Origin of the sequence: Curtobacterium sp. UNCCL17, assembly GCF_000686685.1 — a bacterium.
Lineage (GTDB): Bacteria > Actinomycetota > Actinomycetes > Actinomycetales > Microbacteriaceae > Curtobacterium > Curtobacterium flaccumfaciens.
On record NZ_JMLI01000017.1, the window covers coordinates 540,708 to 558,239 of the forward strand.

The 17,532-nt window shown below is 71.3% G+C and carries 19 protein-coding genes; 5 read left to right on the top strand and 14 right to left on the bottom strand.

Annotated elements, in window-relative coordinates; genetic code table 11:
* Positions 1-24: 24 nt before the first annotated feature.
* The gene (locus BR70_RS0102655) at positions 25-837 is read left to right on the top strand and encodes an HAD-IIB family hydrolase (protein WP_027464805.1); all 813 of its coding nucleotides are present in this window, start codon (positions 25-27) and stop codon (positions 835-837) included.
* Complete coding sequence (locus tag BR70_RS0102660) at positions 834-2,048, top strand: glycosyltransferase family protein (RefSeq protein WP_027464806.1); 1,215 nt, start codon at positions 834-836, stop codon at positions 2,046-2,048. Before BR70_RS0102655 ends, BR70_RS0102660 begins: the two co-directional genes overlap by 4 nt.
* 99 nt (positions 2,049-2,147) lie before the next feature.
* Here BR70_RS0102660 and BR70_RS0102665 read toward each other — a convergent pair whose 3' ends face one another.
* Positions 2,148-3,179, bottom strand: a complete 1,032-nt coding sequence (locus BR70_RS0102665; RefSeq protein WP_027464807.1) for an LLM class flavin-dependent oxidoreductase — start codon at positions 3,177-3,179, stop codon at positions 2,148-2,150.
* A gap of 73 nt (positions 3,180-3,252) precedes the next feature.
* A complete protein-coding gene (locus tag BR70_RS0102670; protein ID WP_027464808.1) occupies positions 3,253-3,645 on the bottom strand; it encodes a VOC family protein in 393 nt (130 codons plus the stop codon).
* Positions 3,646-3,715: 70 nt separating this feature from the next.
* Between BR70_RS0102670 and BR70_RS0102675 the strand changes: the two genes are divergently transcribed.
* Together BR70_RS0102675 and BR70_RS0102680 are read left to right on the top strand one after the other, a co-directional pair.
* Positions 3,716-4,582: an SMP-30/gluconolactonase/LRE family protein gene (locus BR70_RS0102675; RefSeq protein WP_027464809.1), complete on the top strand. Its 867-nt coding sequence runs from the start codon at positions 3,716-3,718 to the stop codon at positions 4,580-4,582.
* A gap of 307 nt (positions 4,583-4,889) precedes the next feature.
* Positions 4,890-5,897, top strand: coding sequence for an SPFH domain-containing protein (locus tag BR70_RS0102680; protein ID WP_214523964.1), 1,008 nt, complete (start codon positions 4,890-4,892; stop codon positions 5,895-5,897).
* Positions 5,898-5,921: 24 nt separating this feature from the next.
* On the opposite strand, the gene BR70_RS0102685 is transcribed toward BR70_RS0102680, so the two are convergent.
* The 8 genes from BR70_RS0102685 to BR70_RS0102720 form a co-directional block, all read right to left on the bottom strand.
* A complete protein-coding gene (locus BR70_RS0102685; RefSeq protein ID WP_027464811.1) occupies positions 5,922-6,236 on the bottom strand; it encodes a DMT family transporter in 315 nt (104 codons plus the stop codon).
* Positions 6,236-6,583, bottom strand: a complete 348-nt coding sequence (locus BR70_RS0102690) for a DMT family transporter (RefSeq protein WP_027464812.1) — start codon at positions 6,581-6,583, stop codon at positions 6,236-6,238. Before BR70_RS0102690 ends, BR70_RS0102685 begins: the two co-directional genes overlap by 1 nt.
* On the bottom strand, positions 6,580-7,194 hold the full coding sequence (locus BR70_RS0102695) for a TetR/AcrR family transcriptional regulator (RefSeq protein WP_027464813.1): 615 nt from the start codon (positions 7,192-7,194) through the stop codon (positions 6,580-6,582). Before BR70_RS0102695 ends, BR70_RS0102690 begins: the two co-directional genes overlap by 4 nt.
* Positions 7,195-7,463: 269 nt before the next feature.
* Positions 7,464-8,732: a sugar ABC transporter permease gene (locus BR70_RS0102700; protein ID WP_035807698.1), complete on the bottom strand. Its 1,269-nt coding sequence runs from the start codon at positions 8,730-8,732 to the stop codon at positions 7,464-7,466.
* On the bottom strand, positions 8,729-9,493 hold the full coding sequence (locus tag BR70_RS0102705) for an ATP-binding cassette domain-containing protein (RefSeq protein ID WP_111038920.1): 765 nt from the start codon (positions 9,491-9,493) through the stop codon (positions 8,729-8,731). The genes BR70_RS0102700 and BR70_RS0102705 overlap by 4 nt, the downstream gene beginning before the upstream one ends.
* 129 nt (positions 9,494-9,622) lie before the next feature.
* Entirely contained in the window at positions 9,623-10,738 is a 1,116-nt protein-coding gene (locus BR70_RS0102710) for a sugar ABC transporter substrate-binding protein (RefSeq protein WP_027464816.1), read from the bottom strand.
* Between the two features lie 149 nt (positions 10,739-10,887).
* Positions 10,888-12,060 (bottom strand): ROK family transcriptional regulator, encoded by a 1,173-nt coding sequence (locus BR70_RS0102715; RefSeq protein WP_027464817.1) that lies wholly within the window; start codon positions 12,058-12,060, stop codon positions 10,888-10,890.
* 116 nt (positions 12,061-12,176) lie between these two features.
* A complete protein-coding gene (locus BR70_RS0102720) occupies positions 12,177-13,112 on the bottom strand; it encodes a ketopantoate reductase family protein (RefSeq protein ID WP_027464818.1) in 936 nt (311 codons plus the stop codon).
* Between the two features lie 78 nt (positions 13,113-13,190).
* Between BR70_RS0102720 and BR70_RS0102725 the strand changes: the two genes are divergently transcribed.
* A complete protein-coding gene (locus BR70_RS0102725; RefSeq protein WP_027464819.1) occupies positions 13,191-13,757 on the top strand; it encodes a TetR/AcrR family transcriptional regulator in 567 nt (188 codons plus the stop codon).
* Positions 13,758-13,761: 4 nt separating this feature from the next.
* Here BR70_RS0102725 and BR70_RS0102730 read toward each other — a convergent pair whose 3' ends face one another.
* The 4 genes from BR70_RS0102730 to BR70_RS0102745 are packed head-to-tail and all read right to left on the bottom strand — an operon-like array spanning position 13,762 to position 17,531.
* On the bottom strand, positions 13,762-14,706 hold the full coding sequence (locus BR70_RS0102730; protein WP_027464820.1) for a hypothetical protein: 945 nt from the start codon (positions 14,704-14,706) through the stop codon (positions 13,762-13,764).
* Complete coding sequence (locus BR70_RS19180) at positions 14,703-15,665, bottom strand: NAD-dependent epimerase/dehydratase family protein (RefSeq protein ID WP_051596544.1); 963 nt, start codon at positions 15,663-15,665, stop codon at positions 14,703-14,705. The genes BR70_RS0102730 and BR70_RS19180 overlap by 4 nt, the downstream gene beginning before the upstream one ends.
* Complete coding sequence (locus BR70_RS0102740) at positions 15,662-16,309, bottom strand: MerR family transcriptional regulator (protein ID WP_027464821.1); 648 nt, start codon at positions 16,307-16,309, stop codon at positions 15,662-15,664. Before BR70_RS0102740 ends, BR70_RS19180 begins: the two co-directional genes overlap by 4 nt.
* Before the next feature lie 40 nt (positions 16,310-16,349).
* Positions 16,350-17,531 carry an epoxide hydrolase family protein gene (locus BR70_RS0102745; protein WP_027464822.1) on the bottom strand — a complete coding sequence of 394 codons (1,182 nt, stop codon included), beginning with the start codon at positions 17,529-17,531 and terminating at the stop codon, positions 16,350-16,352.
* Position 17,532 lies beyond the last annotated feature (1 nt).

Here is a 17,532-nt window from a genome sequence, read left to right on the forward strand (position 1 = left end):
CCAGCCAGCCGCCAGCGGAGCACGATGCCAACACCCGACCTGATGATCGTCACGGACCTCGACGGGACGTTCCTCGACCACCACGACTACTCGTTCGACGCGGCCCTGCCGATGCTGGAACAGCTGCGGGCGGACGACGTCCCCGTGGTGTTCTGCAGCAGCAAGACGCGTGCCGAGATCACGGCGCTGCAGGCGCGCACCGGGCTCGACGGGCACGCGTTCGTGGCGGAGAACGGCGCGGTCGTGGTGGGATCGGCGGGCGAGGTGCTGGTCGGACCGGTCGACGGCGACCTCGAGCGGCTGCACGCCGAACTCGCCCGCGTCCGCCGGGCACTGCATCTGCGGTTCGAGACCTTCGGCGGCGTGACCGATGCGGTCGTCGCCGCGTGGACCGGGCTCGACCTCGAAGCGGCCGGACGCGCGCAGCAGCGCGAGGCGTCCGAGGTGCTGCTCTGGCACGCCGAGGACGACGACCGGGCGGACGCGTTCCGCGCGGCGCTCGCCGCGGTCGGCCTCGACCTGGTGCGGGGCGGCCGGTTCTGGCACGTGCTGCCGGCGGGCCGCGACAAGGGCGCGGCGGTCCGGACGCTGATCGCCGACCACGAGCGTCGGACGGGGACGGTCCCGCGCACGATCGGACTCGGTGACGGCCCGAACGACACCGCGTTGCTCGACGCGGTCGACTTCGCCGTCGTGGTCCGCGGGCACGGCCCGGCACCCGGACCACTCGCCGACGACCGCCCCGAGCGCGTCCACCGCACGACCGCCCCCGGCCCGCAGGGCTGGACCGAGGGCCTCACCCGGTTCACCACCCCGTCCGTCAGGAGCCACCGATGAGCGACTTCCACCAGAACGGCGTCATCACGACGTTCCACGACCTCGGTCGCCGCAGCACCGCGAGCCTCGAGGAGGACCTGCGGGGCTTCGCCGAGAAACGCCCGATGAGCCTGATCCTGCCGGCGCTGTACTCCGAGCTCGAGCGTCCGGCCCTGTCGCGGATCGTCGACGAGCTGGCCGAGGCCGACTGGCTCAGCGAGATCGTGATCGGGCTCGACCGGGCCGACCGCTCGCAGTTCGAGCACGCCCGCGAGTTCTTCTCGCGGCTGCCGCAGCGGCACCGCATCCTGTGGAACGACGGGCCGCGGCTGCGCGAGCTCGACGCCGAACTGGAGCGCGCGGGGCTGGCACCGGGGGAGCCGGGCAAGGGCCGGAACGTCTGGTACTGCACGGGCTACGCCCTGGCGTCGGAGCGGGCGGACTGCATCGCCCTGCACGACTGCGACATCACCACCTACGAGCGGGGTATGCTCGCGCGGCTGTTCTACCCGGTCGCGAACCCCGCGTTCGACTACGAGTTCTCGAAGGGCTACTACGCCCGCGTCGCCGACGGTCGGATCAACGGCCGCGCCGCGCGGCTGCTCGTCGGGCCGCTGCTCCGCTCGCTCCGCCAGGTCTACGGGGAGTCCGAATACCTGGAGTACCTGAGCAGCTTCCGGTACCCGCTGTCCGGCGAGTTCGCGATGCGTGCCCACGTGCTGAACGGCCTGAAGATCCCCGGCGACTGGGGACTCGAGATCGGCATGCTCTCCGAGGTGTACCGCGACTACGCGACCCGGCAGGTGTGCCAGGTGGAGATCGCCGACGCGTACGACCACAAGCACCAGCCCCTCGCCGAGGCCGACGGCACCGGCGGCCTCGCCCGGATGGGCAACGACATCGTGCAGTCACTGCTCCGGAAGCTCGCGACCATGGGCGTCCCGCTCACGTCCGACTCGTTCCGCGTGCTCAAGGCGACGTACTACCGGAACGCGCTCGACATCGTCGAGGTGTACCGGCACGAAGCCGAGATGAGCGGGCTCGCGTTCGACCAGCACGCCGAGGAAGCCGCGGTGGAGCTCTTCACCAAGGCGATCCTCGACGCCGGCGGCGCCTTCACGGCGCGGCCGAACGACAAGCCGTTCATCCCGAGCTGGAGTCGGGTGCGCTCAGCGGTGCCGGACGTGCTCGACCGGCTGCGGGACGCGGTGGAGGCGGACCAGCAGGACTGATCCGGCGCCGTGAGCGCGCCCTGGGCGCGAGTCGACGGCGGACGGGAGGCACGGTGCCAGCTGGCACTGTGCCTCCCGTTCGCCGTTCTGGCGCCGTTCTCAGACCGCGCGCTCCGGCGCCCAGCCGAGTTCCGGACCCAGCCGCTCGGCGATGTCCGTGATGATCTGCGCGTAGTCGTCCGGCTCGAACGAGAACGGGAGCGCGAAGGCGACCTCGGTGACCGCCTGGTAGCCGACGTCGGCACGCAGCCGGTCCGCGATCTCGGCCGAGGTGCCCACCAGGTCGGCGGCGAAGAGCATCCCGGCGGGGCCCTGCGGCACGCCGACGCGACCCGAGCGGCTGTCGACGTAGGCGCGGTAGCGGGCCTCTTGCTCGGCGGTCGCGGTGTCGGTCGGGATGACGACCAGACCCTGCGAGACGCGGGCGGCAGCGGGGTCGGGGTGGACGTCGAGGTAGGCGTCGATCTGGGCGCGCTGGTTCGTGGCGAAGTCGGTGCCGTTCTCGCTGCGGGTGACGCTCGAGGTGAGCAGGTGGAAGCCGTTCTCACCCGCCCACACGGCCGACTTCGTGCTGCCGGTGCCGTACCAGATCCGTTCGGCCAGGCCGTCGCTGTGCGGCTGGACGGTGCTCGCGAACTCCTCGATGCCGCGGCGTTCGACGGTCTCGGTGGCCGTCACCGGGTCACCGCGCACCAGGTCACGGAAGCGCAGGAGCCGGTCGTTGCCGAGGTCCTCGTGCTCCAGGGTGTCGGGGTAGATCGCGTCGCGGTACAGGTCGAAGTTCATCGGGGTGCCGACCGAGAACCCCGGGCTCAGGCGGCCGCCGAGCAGGACGTCGACCGTGCTGAGGTCCTCCGCGAGGCGGAACGGGTTCTCCGCGCCGATCGGGGTGACGGCGGTGCCCAGGTCGATGCGCGAGGTGCGCTGCGAGGCGGCGGCCAGCAGCGCGACAGGGGAGGAGATGCCGTGCTGCAGGTGCCGGTGGCGCAGCCAGGCGCTGTCGAAGCCCAGGGCCTCGGCGCGCTCGATCACGCGCAGGGTGTCCTCGTGGCCCTCGGACGGTCGTGCGGGGTCGAACGACCCGATCGTCAGGAAGCCGAGCCGGTGCAGGGGAGTTCCGTCGAGGGGCATGGGTCGATCGTGCCAGATGCGTGGTGCCGGGTCCGTCGTGCCCAGTGCGTCGCCGAGACCTTGGTCCTGTGGGTCAGGGTCGGGTCTCCTTGACCAGGGCCTCGACGTTGTTGCCGTCCGGGTCGGACACGAACGTCGTGTACGCGCCGTACTCCGGCCAGTAGCGCGGCTCGTGCCGGGACACCCCGCCGGCAGCCACGGCCTCGCGGTGGAAGGCGTCGACCTCGCTCCGTGACCCGGCCTCGAACGCCAGGTGGAGTCCGCGCGTCGTCGCTCCGGGGGTCCGGGCGGTCTCGAGCGAGACACTCGGGGTGTCGTCCCCGTGCTGCCAGAACTCGGCGACGGCGTCCGTGCGGTAGCCCGCTCCGATGCCGAGGGGCGCGAGGGCGGCGGTGTAGAACGCGTCGCTCGCGGCGAAGTCGCTGGCGAAGACGCCCAGGTGGTGGATGAGGTGACGACCCGGCATGGGACGACCCTAGGCCGCCGTCACGGCATCCGTCCGGGCAGCATCCCGGTCCCGCTGGCAGGCTGGATCCGTGCACATCACCCTGGACTCCGCGACCGACATCGTCATCTCCGGCATCCGTTTCCCAGAGGGCAACCGCTGGCACGACGGGCGGCTCTGGTACTCGGACATGCACGCCGGCGAGGTGTTCTCGGTCGACCCGTCCTCGACCGACGGCCCCCGGCTCGAGGCGACGGTCGACGGGCAGTCGTCGGGGCTCGGGTGGCTCGCCGACGGGCGGTTGATCGTCAGCTCGATGGAGTCCCGCACGGTCGTCGCCGTCGACCCGGACGGCAGCACCTCGGTGTTCGCCGACCTGTCCACGATCGAGTCGTCGCTCGTGAACGATCTGGTCGTCGACGCCCAGACCGGCCGGACCTACATCGGTGCCTTCGGGTACGACCTGTACGCGGGCGAGGAACTGCGCCCCGGCCCGCTCTACGTGATCGACCCTGACGGCTCGGTCCGCCTCGCCGCCGAGGGCCTGGTGTTCCCGAACAGCGCCAACATCCTGCCCGGCACCCGGACCCTGGTGGTCAGCGAGACGTGGGGTGGCCGCCTCACCGCCTTCGACATCGAGGACGACGGTTCGCTGACCGGCCGGCGCGAGTGGGCAGCCCTGCCCGGCGGCGTGACCCCGGACGGCAGCACCGTCGACCGTGACGGCGCGATCTGGGTCTGCTCGGTCGACACGGGGGAGTTCCTGCGGGTCGTCGAGGGCGGCGAGGTGACGGACCGCATCGACGCACCCGGGGACTGCGCGATCGACTGTGCGCTCGGTGGCGAGGACGGTCGCACCCTCTACCTGGCGACCGCCGACAGCTACGACCCGACTGTGACGGCGCAGACGCGTGCCGGCCGGATCAGTTCGGTGCGGGTCGAGGTTCCGGGGTGGTGAACCCGAGCGACCTCGCCGAGGCAACGCGTCGTGCCGAGTACTGACGTCTGACCCCCGACGCGTGGCCGGGCGGGCGGCTCGGGTTCGATGGACGCACGCTCGGTGCGAAGTTGCACTCCTGGTGCGAGGCATCGAGGGTCGCACCAGGTGCGCAACCTCGCACCAGAGGACACGGACACCAGACGATACGGACGCCAGACGACACGGACACCAGACGACACGGACCCCGGCGACCCCGCGCCCCCGCGTCACCCGCGCCCCTCCGGGTACGGCAGACTGCACGGACAAGCATCCAGGAGTGATCGTCATGTTCGTCGCCGCCATCGTCTTCCTCGTCATCGCGCTCGTCGCGCTCTTCTTCCGAACACGCACCTACTCCACCCCCGCACGACCGGCCACACCCGGTCGCGAGGCACGCCCCGCCGTCCCGACCCGCCGCCCGAACCTCATCGCGACGTGGACCGCGGCCGCCGCCGGCGTCCTGTTCGTCGGCCTCACGCTCGGCAGCACCCTGTACGCGCAGGACACGGGTGAGTCGAAGGTGCAGGTGGACATCTCCGGCAACATCGTCGGGCAGAGCACGGACTCCGGGTTCCACTTCAAGGCGCCGTGGGCCACGCTGCACACGTTCAACATCCGCAACCAGACCGTCACCTACATCAACGCGGTCAACGGCTCCGACTCGGACAACAACGGCAACGTCCGCTCCGGCCCGTACGTCACGGTGCAGGACCAGGACGGCGTCTCGTCGAACGTCAGCCTCAACCTGCAGTACAGCATCGACGCGAAGTCGGTCACCGACATCTACCGGTCGTACAAGACCGAGGAGAACTTCAAGACGCAGTTCATCGGCAACTCGGTGCGCAGCGTCGTGCGCCAGGTGCCGAACGACTTCACCACCATCGAGCTCATCACCAAGCGCGGCACCGTCGAGAAGGCGATGATCCAGGCGCTCGAGAAGCGGTGGAAGGGCTCGGGCGTGCACGTCGACAACTTCGCCCTGCAGGAGATCACGCCGCCGAAGTCGGTCATCGACGCCTACGCCACCGCGCAGCAGGCGCAGATCCAGGTCACGAAGGAGCGCGCGCTCCTGGACGCCAAGAAGGTGCAGGCGCAGCAGCAGGTCGCCGAGGCACAGGGTCAGGCCGACGCCAACGAGGTCCTCAACGAGCACCCGCTCTCCGACGCCGCCCTCAAGCAGCGCGAGATCGAGGCGCTCAAGAGCGCCGGCGACAACGGCTCGCTCATCGTCGTGCCGCAGGGCACCGACAACATCCTCAGCCTGCCGGGCACCTCGGGTTCGAAAAGCAAGTGACGGTGCTCGGCGGCCGCGACTCGCTCAGTGCCCGAGTTCGACCAGGAGCACGCCGACGATGATCAGCGCGATCCCGCCGAGCATGAGTGCCGTGAGCGGTTCGCGGAAGAGCACGCGTCCGAGGATCGCGGTCAGGGCGACGCCCGTCGCGGCCCAGATGCCGTAGGCGACCCCGATCGGCAGGCCGAGCGTCAACGCCACCGCGAGCAGGCTGAACGCGATGAGGTAGCCCGCCACGACGGCGCCGTACCAGACGCGTTTGCCGTCCGTCGCCAGCTTGAGACTGATCGTCGCGCCGACCTCGGTGACGATCGCGATCGCGAGCAGGACCCACCCCATCAGCGGGCCTCCTGCTCGCGACGTGCGAGCGCCCGCTGGGACCCGACCTCGACCAGGAGCACGCCCACCGCGATGAGCGCGATCCCGACGATCATCGTGAGGGTCAGGGTCTGCCCGAACAGGACGGCAGCGAGCACCGCGGTCAGGGCGACCCCGGAAGCTCCCCAGATGCCGTAGGCGACGCCGACGCCCATGCCGCTCCGGAGCACCCGGATGAGCATGACGAAGGCGGTGACGTACCCGACGCCGACGACGGCGTACCAGGCTGGTTGCTCGACGGCTGCCTGCATCGACAGGGCACCCGTGACCTCGGCGACGATCGCGATCCCGAGGAAGAGCCACTTCACGAGGCACCTCCGTCGACGAGGCTGGCGATCGCCCGCGCCGCCGTGGCGACGGTCTCGGAAGCGGCGGTGTCATCGCGGTCGGCGAGCCACGACCCGCTGACGCCGTCGGCGGTCGCGATGAGCAGGCGCGCGACCTGGTCGATGGGTACCACCCACGTGATCCCGTCCTCGCCCGACCAGGCGTCGACGTGTGCGCGGACGGCCTCGAGGTATGCCCCTTGTTCCCACGCGGCGAGCTCTGCCAGGTCGGCATCGCGACGGGAGTGCGTGACGAGTTCGACGAGGGCGAGCGCGGTCGCCGGGTCGCTCCGGGTCCGTCCGAGGTGCGCCACCAGGCCTGCGGCGATCCGCGCCTGTGGGTCGAGCCGTGTGCTCGGCGTCGCGAACGCGGCCGCCATGGCACCGCGCAGCTGCCGTTCGAGCACCGCCCGGAACAGTGCCGACTTCGAGGTGAAGCAGTAGTGGAACGCGCCGTGCGGCAGTCCGGCGGCCGTGGTGACGGCGCGCGTCGTGAGCGCGGCGATCCCGCCGTCGCGCAGGACGGCGATCGCGGCGTCGACGAGTTGCTGCCGCCGTTCCTCGATGCTGCGGTGCTCTTGGTGGAGGGTCATGGATCGACCGTACTGCCGGACTTGGCCAGTCGGCCAAGTCCGGCAGTGAACTGTCAGGGACGACGGCCGGGAGGGACGGTGCCAGCTGGCACCGTCCCTCCAGGCTCGGCCGTCGCCCCGCTGGCGCGATGCGCCGGTACCGGCTGGCAACGGGCCTCCCGTCCGTCGGCGTCGACGGGCATCCGCTCGGTGCGAGGTCGCGCACCTGGTGCGAGGCATCGAAGGTCGCACAGCGTGTGCAACCTCGCACCAGGCGACACGGGCCCCGCTCAGGCCGCGCCGTGACTGGCGCGGCTGCGCCGCGAGAGCGAGTCGATGATGACGGCGAGCAGCAGGACCGCGCCGGTGATCATGTAGCGGATCGACGAGTCGAGGCTCAGCAGGGTGAGCCCGTTCGAGATCGACTGGATCACGATGATGCCGAGCAGCGCCGACCAGGCGCTGCCACGGCCGCCGAACAGGCTGGTCCCGCCGATGACGGCTGCGGCGATCGCGTTGAGGTTCGTGTCTCCGGCGCCGGACGACAGGCTCGCCGAGTTCAGGCGGGCCGCGGCGAGGATGCCGCCGACGGTGGCGAAGAGCGAGGTCAGCATGAACACCGAGATGTAGATGCGGTTCACCCGGATGCCGGAGCGCCGTGCTGCCTCGACGTTGCCGCCGACCGCGAAGACCGAGCGGCCCCAGCGGGTGCGCTTCAGCACGAAGTTCATCAGCACGACCAGCACGACGAAGAACACGAACGAGGTGCCGGTGCCGAAGTCGCGCGACAGGTACCAGACCATCAGCGCGAGGCCGAGGAACAGGGCGACGGCCTTCACGACGGTCAGGGACATCGCTCCGGTCGACAGTCCGGCACGACGGCGACGGGCAGCACGGCGGACCTCGGTGAAGAAGAGCCCGCCGGCGGCCAGGACGGCCAGCAGGTACGCGAGCCACGGCGGCAGGTACGAGGCCGAGGCGAACTGCACGATCGGTGAGTCGTACGGCAGGTTGATCGAGCCGTTCGGTCCGAGGATGAGCAGCTGCAGCCCGAGGAACCCGAGCAGACCGGCGAGCGTGATGACGAAGCTCGGCACCCCGAAGCGGGTGAACAGCAGGCCGTAGAGCAGGCCGGCCGCGGCACCGACGGCCAGGGCGACGGTGAGCACGAGCCACAGCGGCCAGCCGAGTGTGGTCAGGCCCTGGCCGAGGATCGCGGCGGAGAGTCCGCTGACGCTTCCGACGGACAGGTCGATCTCGCCGAGCAGCAGCACGAGGACGATGCCGATCGCGATGGTGCCGACCGCGGCGCACTGCAGGGCGAGGTTGACCAGGTTGCCCGGGGACAGGAAGTCGGGGGAGAGCGCCTGGAACACCGCCCAGATGACGATGAGCCCGACGACCACCGGCAGCGAACCGATGTCGCCGCCGCGCACCCGGCGGACGAACGCCTTCGCCGCGCCGCCGATCCCCTGGTCGCGCAGGAGCCGCTCGTCCTGCAGGTCCGCGGCCGAAGGAGTCGGGGTCGCTGCGGTGAGGGTCTCGTCGGTCTTGCTCATGCGGAGGTCTCCTGCTCGGTGCGGGCGGCGGCGCGACGGGTGACGGCGTTGTCGGTGGCACCGGTGATGGCCGCGATGATCTCCTCGTAGGAGACGTCGTCGATGCGGAACGTGCCGTTGTTGCGGCCGAGTCGCAGGACCGCGACCCGGTCGGCGACCGCCTGCACGTCCGCGAGGTTGTGGCTGATGAGGACGACGCCGAGTCCGCGCTCGCGCAGGCGTTCGACGAGGTTCAGGACCTCGGCGGTCTGTGCGACACCGAGTGCGGCGGTGGGCTCGTCGAGGACGACCACCTGCGGGTCGCCGATCAGCGAGCGGGCGATCGCCACGGTCTGCCGCTGCCCACCGGACAGCGACGCGATCGGGATCCGTACCGACGGGATCCGGGCGGCGAGCTGCTGGAGGAGCTCCCACGAGCGGCGCTCCATCTCCTCCTCGTCGAGGAACGGGTGGGCGATCTCGCGCCCGAGGAACAGGTTCGAGACCACGTCGAGGTTGTCGGCGAGGGCGAGGTCCTGGAACACCGTGGCGATGCCGAGGGTCTGGGCCGCGGCGGGGTTCGGGACGGTGACCTCGTCGCCGCCGAAGGTGATCGTGCCGCCGTCGGGCGTGTAGACCCCGGCGAGGATCTTGACGAACGTCGACTTGCCGGCGCCGTTGTCGCCGACGATGGCGACCACCTCGCCCGGGTAGACGTCGAAGTCGATGTCGCTGAGGGCCTGGACGGCGCCGAACCGCTTGGTGATCCCGCGCAGGGACATCACCGGGTCGGCGGAGGGGTGTGCTGCTGGTGACGCGTTGCTCACGGGTGTCGTGCTCACGGGTGTCGTCCTCGATCGGTGAGGCCCGCCCGGTCCGCAGTCGGACCGGGCGGGCAGAGGGGGTCGGACCTACTTGATGCCGGCGCTGTCGCAGGCTGTCTTGTACTGCGCGGTGCAGATCTTCGACACCTCGTACAGGCCGTCCTTGACGACCGTCGACTGGACGTTGTCCGTGGTGACGGCGACCGGGTCGAGCAGCGTCGACTGGACGCTGGCGCCTCCGGCGGTGTCGACGGTGGTGTCGCCCTTCGGCGTCTCACCCTTCGCGAACTGGATCGCCAGGTCGGCGGCCTTCGACGCCTCGGGCTTGAAGGCCTTGTAGACGGTCATGTACTGCTCACCGGCGAGGATCCGCTGGATGCCCGCGAGCGAGGCGTCCTGCCCGGTGACGGGCGGGAGCTCGGTGACACCGGCCGACTTCAGGGCCGCGATGACGCCGCCGCCGGTGTCGTCGTTCGCCGCGTAGACGCCGGTGATCTCGTCCTTGCCGAGCTTGCTGATCTGACCGGCTGCCCAGTCCTGCGCCTTGGCGGGGTCCCATCCGGGAGTGTCGTACTCGGCGAGCACCTTGTAGCCGCTGTCGTCGATGACCGAGTGCGCGCCCTTCTTGAACTGCGAGGCGTTGTTGTCGGTGGGGGAGCCGTTCACCATGATGATGCCCGAGCCCTCCGGGACCTTCTTCGCCTTGAGGGCGTCGACCAGGGCCTGGCCCTGCAGCTCACCGACCTTCTCGTTGTCGAACGAGATGTAGTAGCTCAGGTCGGGGCTGTTGATGAGCCGGTCGTAGGAGATCACCGGCACCTTCTTGGCCTTCGCCTGCTGGACGATGGATGCTGCGGCCTCGCCGTCGAACGGGTCGAGGACCAGGACCTTGACGCCCTGCGTGAGCATCGACTGGGCCTGCTGCAGCTGCTTCGACGCGTCGCCGTCGGCGTTCGCGTAGATGACCGAGCAGCCGCTGCACTGCTTCTTCACCTCGGCGGTGAAGAGCGGCCGGTCGGCGCTGGCGTAGCGGGCGGTGACGGAGTCGGGCAGGAGCAGGCCGATCTTGGCCTTCGACGCGTCCCCGCCGCCTCCGCCGGAACCGGTCCCGGCGTCCGCGCCGTTGGAACAGCCCGCCAGGGTGGTGATCGCGAGCAGCAGGGCGCTGACGCCCAGCATCGCTCGTGTGGTGGATTTCTTCATTGAAACGTCCTCCAACAGTGGACCGCCCCCATCGGCGGTGCCCTGAGTGTGACAGTGAGCGTTCTTGGCTGCAAGAGTTGAACGCAAGGACCGCGCGCCGTGACGAAAACGTTATCCGGAGGGCGCGGGGCGCCCAGGCTCACCCGCGCCTATCGTGCGCGCGTCACGTCCACGGCCTCGATCGCCAGGGCCAGCGCGCCGGTCACCGAGGCCTTCTCGCCGAGCTGCCCCTGCACCACGTCCGGCGTGCCGTCCACGTCGACGATCAACGACGACTCGAGGGCGTGCCGCATCGGGCCGAGCAGGAGTTCCCCGGCCCGTGCGAACTCACCCGTGACCACGACCCGCTCCGGGTCGAGGACGTTGCAGAGCCCCACCGCCGCCGAACCGATGGCCCGCCCGGCGTCGGCCACGGCGCGCATGCAGACCTGGTCGCCGCCCATCGCGCGCAGGATCAGGTCCGCCAGCTTCAGGGTGCCGACCTCGTCGCGGACACCCTCGAGCACGGCGGGCGCGCCGGCGATCGCCTCGAGGCACCCGCGGTTGCCGCACCGGCACAGGGGTCCGTTCGGCAGGACGGGGGTGTGCCCGAACTCGCCGGCGATGCCGTGGTGCCCACGGAACAGGTGCCCGCCCAGCACGAGTCCGGCGCCGATGCCGTTGCCGACGTCGAGCGTCACCACGGTGTCGCGGCCGCGGGCCGCCCCGCTCCGGTGTTCCGCCAGGGCGGCGAGGTTGGCCGAGTTGTCGACCTGCACGGGCTTGTCCATCCGCCGGGCGAGCGACTGGCCGAGCGCCACGCCGTCCCAACCCCGCAGGATCCCGCCGCGCGCCGTCATCCCGGTGCGGGCGTCGATCGGGGCAGCCACGGCGAGGCCGACTGCGAGCACCTCGTCCATCGACGACTCGATCGACTCCACCATGTCCAGCACGAGCAGCGCGGTCTTGTCGAGCTCGGCGTCGGCGCGGTGGTCACGGGCCAGGGGCATGTGCCGCTCGGCCAGGACGGCGCCGTTCAGGTCCGACAGCGCGAGCCGCAGGTGCCGCGGCGAGACGTGCACCCCGGCGACCAGCCCGAGGCCGTGCGGCAGGGTCACGCGGAGCGCCCGACGGCCGCTCGAGGTGCTCGGCGTCGCGTGCAGGGCGCCGGTCGCGACGAGTTCCTTGACGATGTTCGAGACGGTCGCGGGGGAGAGTCCGGTCACCCCGGCGAGCTCGACCTGCGTCAGCCCGCCGTGCCGCTTCACCGCGCTGACGACCCGACCCCGGTTGGCTTCACGCAGTGAAGCTTGGTTCCCCGGACTGCGGCGCGGCTCTGACACGGGGACAGCGTAACGGGCGGGTCCGGAACGCTCGCCGTGACGGACTGGAGGCACGGTGCCAGCTGGCACCGCGCCTCCAGGCCGTGGGCGGTCCGGTCCACGGCCCGCACCCGCCGTCAGACGCGTCGCGTCGCGCGGTCGAGGCGCGGGGTCGGGATGCCCAGGGCGGCGGCGGTGCGCCGGACGTCAGCGAGGACCGCCAGGGGTTCCGCGGCGGTCGGGTCGTCGTGCGCGGCGAGGCTCGCACGCGCGATCGGGACGAGCGCCGTGGCCGCGGCCACCACGGCGGCCGTCACCCCCGGGCGTCGGACGGGCAGCGTCGTGGAGCGGTGTCGGGAGAGGTCGACGCCCCGTGCCTGCAGGACCGGGAGCAGTTCCCGACCGATCAGGAACGCCTCGCGGAGCGCCTGCCGATCCCCGACCATCGTCGCCAGGCCGCCGCTCTGCAGTGCCCGTGCGAACATGCCGGCGTCGAGCACGAAGTGCAGCCACAGCCATCCGCGGATGTCGTCCTCGTCCTGCACGGTGAACCCCGCCCGCTGGAACACCGACCGCACCAGCTCCCGCCGATCTGGAGCCGCGCCCGTCGTCCCGAGCCGGACCGAACGGAGGACGGCACCGTGCAGGACCCCGTCGGCGTCGAACCCGCCGCCGGCGCCCGGGAACCCGAACAGCACCCGGTCCGCGGCGAGCGGTGCGACCGCGGCGAGGGGTTCGTCCCACACGTTGCCGAGGACCAGCACCGTGGCGTCGCCGATGTGGGGCGCCAGGGTGGCCACGGCCTCCTGCAGTCGGTGGTGGCCGACGCTGAGGACGACGAGGTCGTACGCGTGGTCCGTGTCGACCGACTCGACCAGTCGCGTCGGCGACGTCGATCGGGTCCGCCGACCCAGGGGTCCGCGGCGGCCGTCGATGACGTCGGTCTGCACGCCGTCGCCGTACTCGGCAGCGCGCCCGGGCCGCACCAGGTGGTCGACCTGGTGCCCGGAGTGCTGGAAGGCCTGGCCGTAGATCGTGGCGATGACGCCTCGTCCGAGCATGAGGATCCGCATCAGGCACCTGTCCGCTAGTCTGGAGACGATCTCCACTTGGAAGATATGGAGATTGTTTCCACTTGTCAAGGAGTCTCTGTGCCGGCCGAGGAACCCCCGCCTGCCGCGAAGCCGATGCGCGCCGACGCCCGTCGGAACCGCGACGCGATCGTGGCCGCTGCCCGGACGGCGTTCGAGCGTGACGAGCAGCTGCGCTTCGACGACTTCGCCGGACGCGCCGGCGTCGGTGTCGGCACGCTCTACCGACACTTCCCGACACGTGAAGCGCTGGCGGCGGCGGTCTACCGGGGCGAGGTCGACGTCCTCTGCCGCCGTGCTCGTGAATCGACGCGGCCCGCGGCGGAGAGCCTCGACGACTTCCTGCGCGGGTTCGTGGAGTACGTGGTCGACCATGCGGCGCTCGCGCGCACCCTCGCCGCCGTGGTCGACGCCACCACGCAGGCCGAGGGTGGGGGCGACCTGGAGCGGACGCTCGCCGAGCTGATGGTGCGCGCGGCAGGTGACGGGACGATCCGGTCCGACGTCGCCCCCGGGACGGTGCTCATGCTGCTGCACGGCATCGGGGCCGGGATCGATCGCCCAGGGTGGGCGGTGGAAGCCCGTGCTGCCGCCGGCCTGGTCTCCCGAGGGCTCCGGGCCCGCTGATCCGTCAGCGCGGTCGCGCCACCGGAGTGGAGTGGGCGCGGAGCAGGATGGCCACGCTCGCGGCCGCAGCCAGGACGACGAGTGACCACGCCACCGCGGCCACCGTGCCGGCGGGGTGGGCGACCGACTGTCCGACCGCGGCCTGCACGGTGAGGAGCACGGTGCCCGCCGCCCACGTGACCGCGACGACGACCACGATCCGAACCTGCGTGGTCGGGTGTGCCAGCCACGGCACGTGCCGACCCGCAGCGGCGACGAGGAGTGCCACCAGCGGGAGCACCTGCAGGGCGTGCATGCCGACGAAGTGGGCGACCCGGTAGTCACCGCCGACGGTGCTCCACCCGAGCAGTGGCACCCCGGGTCCGCCGTCCGCGATCCCCACCGTGTGGGCGCCGACGATCCCGTCCGGGGCGGTGAGCTGGGTGGGGGTCGGGCCGGTCATCAGGAACGCGACCCCGATGCCGAGGAGCGCGATGACGGCACCGGCGCGGACGGCGACCGTCAGTGCCGGGGTGGGCAGGCGCAGGAAGAACAGTGCGATCGAGGTGACGAAGGTGCAGAGGTAGAGCGTCGTGATCGCGACCGCCATCACCGCCCACACCACCACGTGCACGCTGTTCGACACGTTGAAGTGACTCGTCGTGCCGGTCGCGGCGGCCCACACGATGAGCACCTGTTCGACCACCAGGGCCACGGCCACCACGGTGCCGAGTCGGCGAGCGAGCGTCCGCCACTTCGGCAGGTGGGCGATGAGCCACGCCCAGGTGACGGCGTAGAGCAGGATCGACAGCGAGAACTTCAGGGGCTTCATCCACGCCGGTGCCCCGAGGATGGTCCGGGGATCCACGACGAGTCCGACGAGGCAGACCGCAGTGGAGACGACCATCAGGCCGGCGACGGCCATGAGTGCCGGGTGCCACGCGACCGCTCGACGGACGGCGGCGATCACCGGGCCACGCTCCGGGCGTGCAGCAGGGCGGCGGCCACGACGTCGGCGGTGGGGGTCGGTTGCACGCCGAACGTCTGCTCGAACGCCGACGAGTCGAAGACGTAGGGGTCGGTGTACTGGTAGCGCAGCTCGAGCGTCTCCCGGGCGGACGTGGTGAAGAGCGCACCGACGCGCAGCGTGGCCGACGACATCACCGCGGTGTCGGCGGCGGGGACCCCGGCGAGCTCGACGTACTGCCGACCGGTCAGCGCTGGAGCGGTCGGCAGGTGCCAGGTCCGGCCCGTCGCACGGTCGTCGGTACCGAGGGTCACGAGTGCGTCGCCGATGTCGGTCGTGGCGGTGAGGGAGTGCGGTTGGTCGGCGTCGAGCAGCCAGGTCGGGCGCTTGCCGGCGGCGATCCGGTCGACGACGAAACCGTTGAACACGCTCGTCGTCGCGCCGGGGCCGGTGAAGTCGGCGCTCCGCCCGACGGTGACGGCCAGTCCGCGGTCGGCCGCGGTCCGCAGCTGCTCGAGGGCCGCCGCGCGCACCGCACCCTTCCGACCGGCGGGGTTGATCGGGGTCGCCTCGGTCATCGGCCCGGACACGCGGCCGTAGGCGTAGACGTTGTCGAGGTACACCAGATGGGTGCCCTCGGCCAGTGCTGCTCCGACGGTGTTGTCGACGATCCTCGGCCACTGGTCCGCCCAGACCCCCGACGAGTACGGCAGGCCGGCGACGAGGTACGCGACGTCGGCGCCGTGCAGCACGCGGCGGACGGCGGTGGGGTCGAGCAGGTCGGCGATGACGTGGTCGGTGCGGGCGTTGCCGCTCTCGCTCTCGTTGTTGCCTGCCGTTGCTGTTGTCGACGGGCGCCGGCCGACGGACACGGCGGCGACGTCGTGCTCGCGCAGTGCACGGAGTGTCTCGCGCCCGACGACACCGTTGCCGCCCAGGACGACGTGCAGCGGAGCGGTCATGCGCCGGCCTCGTCCGTGTCGGCGACGGGGAACAGGTCGTGGGTGGCGTCCTGCTGCGCCAGGCGCCGGAGTCCCGCGAAGAGCGGATCGCCGAGGACGGTCCCGATCACCATCAGCTCCGCCATCGCGGTCCGGCCGTCGCGGTGCTGCAGTGCTGCGACGTCGGCCCGTGCCGCGCTCGCCGCTGCCGACACGTAGGCGTCGAGGTAGTCGTCCGGAGCGTCGAACCCGATGGTGCGCAGCCCGTCGAGCGCCCGGGCCGCGGTCTCGAGTCCCGGGTTGTCCGACGTCGCGCACCAGCCGGCGGCCGACACCCGTTCCTCGATCCGGGCGCGGGCCTCCGGGGTCGCCTCGGACTCGGGGGAGCGCGGGGTGGTCATGGCGTACTGGGCGACGGCGAAGACCTCGGCCAGCGGTGCGGTCTCGGCGTCGAGCACGGCCAGGACCTGCTTCGTCACGGCGACCGAGAGCCCGCCGGTCTCCAGGAGTGCCCGGACGAGCCGGACCCGTTCGACGTGCCGGTCGTCGTAGGCGGTCTGGTTCGGCGCCGACTTCTCGCCGGGGGGCAGGAGGCCTTCGCGTTGGTAGTACTTGATGGCGGTGACCGGCGTGGACGCCGCTCGGGCAAGTTCAGATATTCGCACTATCGGAGACTAGTGGTATCTACTCTCGGTCCACAAGGCATCAGTGCAGATTCCGGAACGTCGCACGGACGTCGTCGACGAGCAGCTCCGGCTGTTCGAGCATCGCGAAGTGCCCGCCGCGCGCCACCTCGTTGAAGAACACCAGGTCGGTGTACCGGCGCGCTGCCCAGCGGCGCGACCGGCGGACGTACTCGCCCGGCATGATGCTCAGGCCGACGGGCAGGGTCAGTGGATCCTCGACCGTGCCCGGGGTGGCCCAGCCGGTGCGGGTCGCCTCCCAGTAGATGCGCGCCGCGGACGCGGCGGTGTTCGGCAGCCAGTACAGCATGACGTCGTCGAGGATCTCGTCGAGCGGGAAGAGCCGCTCGGCATCGCCGTGTTCGTCGTGCGAGCCGCCGACGTCCTGGAACATCGCGTAGATCCACGACGCCAGCCCGACGGGGGAGTCCGCCAACGAGTACCCGATGGTCTGCGGGCGGGTCGACATCTGCTGCGAGTAGGCCGACAGCTCCTGCCAGTAGTGGCCGCTCTCCTGCAGCATGACCTGTTCGTCGGGGGACGCGTTCCGGGCCTCGTCGTCCGTCGGCATGAACAGCGCCATGTTGAGGTGGATCCCGGCGAGTCCGATGTCCCCGGCGGCCTGCAGGGCTGCGAGCTCCGCGGTGACGGTGGCGCCGAGGTCACCGCCCTGGGCGAACCAGTCCGTGTACCCGAGCCGGGACATCAGCACCGACCAGGCTCTCGCGGTCCGGGCGGTGTTCCACCCGGTGGTCGTCGGCTTCCCGGAGAAGCCGAACCCGGGCAGGCTCGGGATCACGACGTGGAACGCGTCCGCCGCGTCGCCGCCGTGCGTCACCGGGTCGGTGAGCGGGCCGATCGCGTGGCGGAACACCAGGACGGAACCGGGCCAGCCGTGGGTGAGCAGGAGCGGGCGGGCACCGGGGACGGCGGACCGGACGTGCAGGAAGTGGACCTCGAGCCCGTCGATCCGGGTCGTGTGCTGGCCCCAGGTGTTCAGCAGTGCCTCGGTCCGGCGCCAGTCGTACTCCGTCGTCCAGTGCTCGACGAGGGCGCGGACCTTCTCGAGTCGGGGTCCCTGCGAGGTGTCCTCGACGGTCTCGGCATCGGGCCAGCGGGTGGCCAGCAGACGGCGGCGCAGGTCGTCGAGCTCCGCCTGGGGGACGTCGAGGGTGAACGGGGTGATGGCTGCGGTGTCCGACATG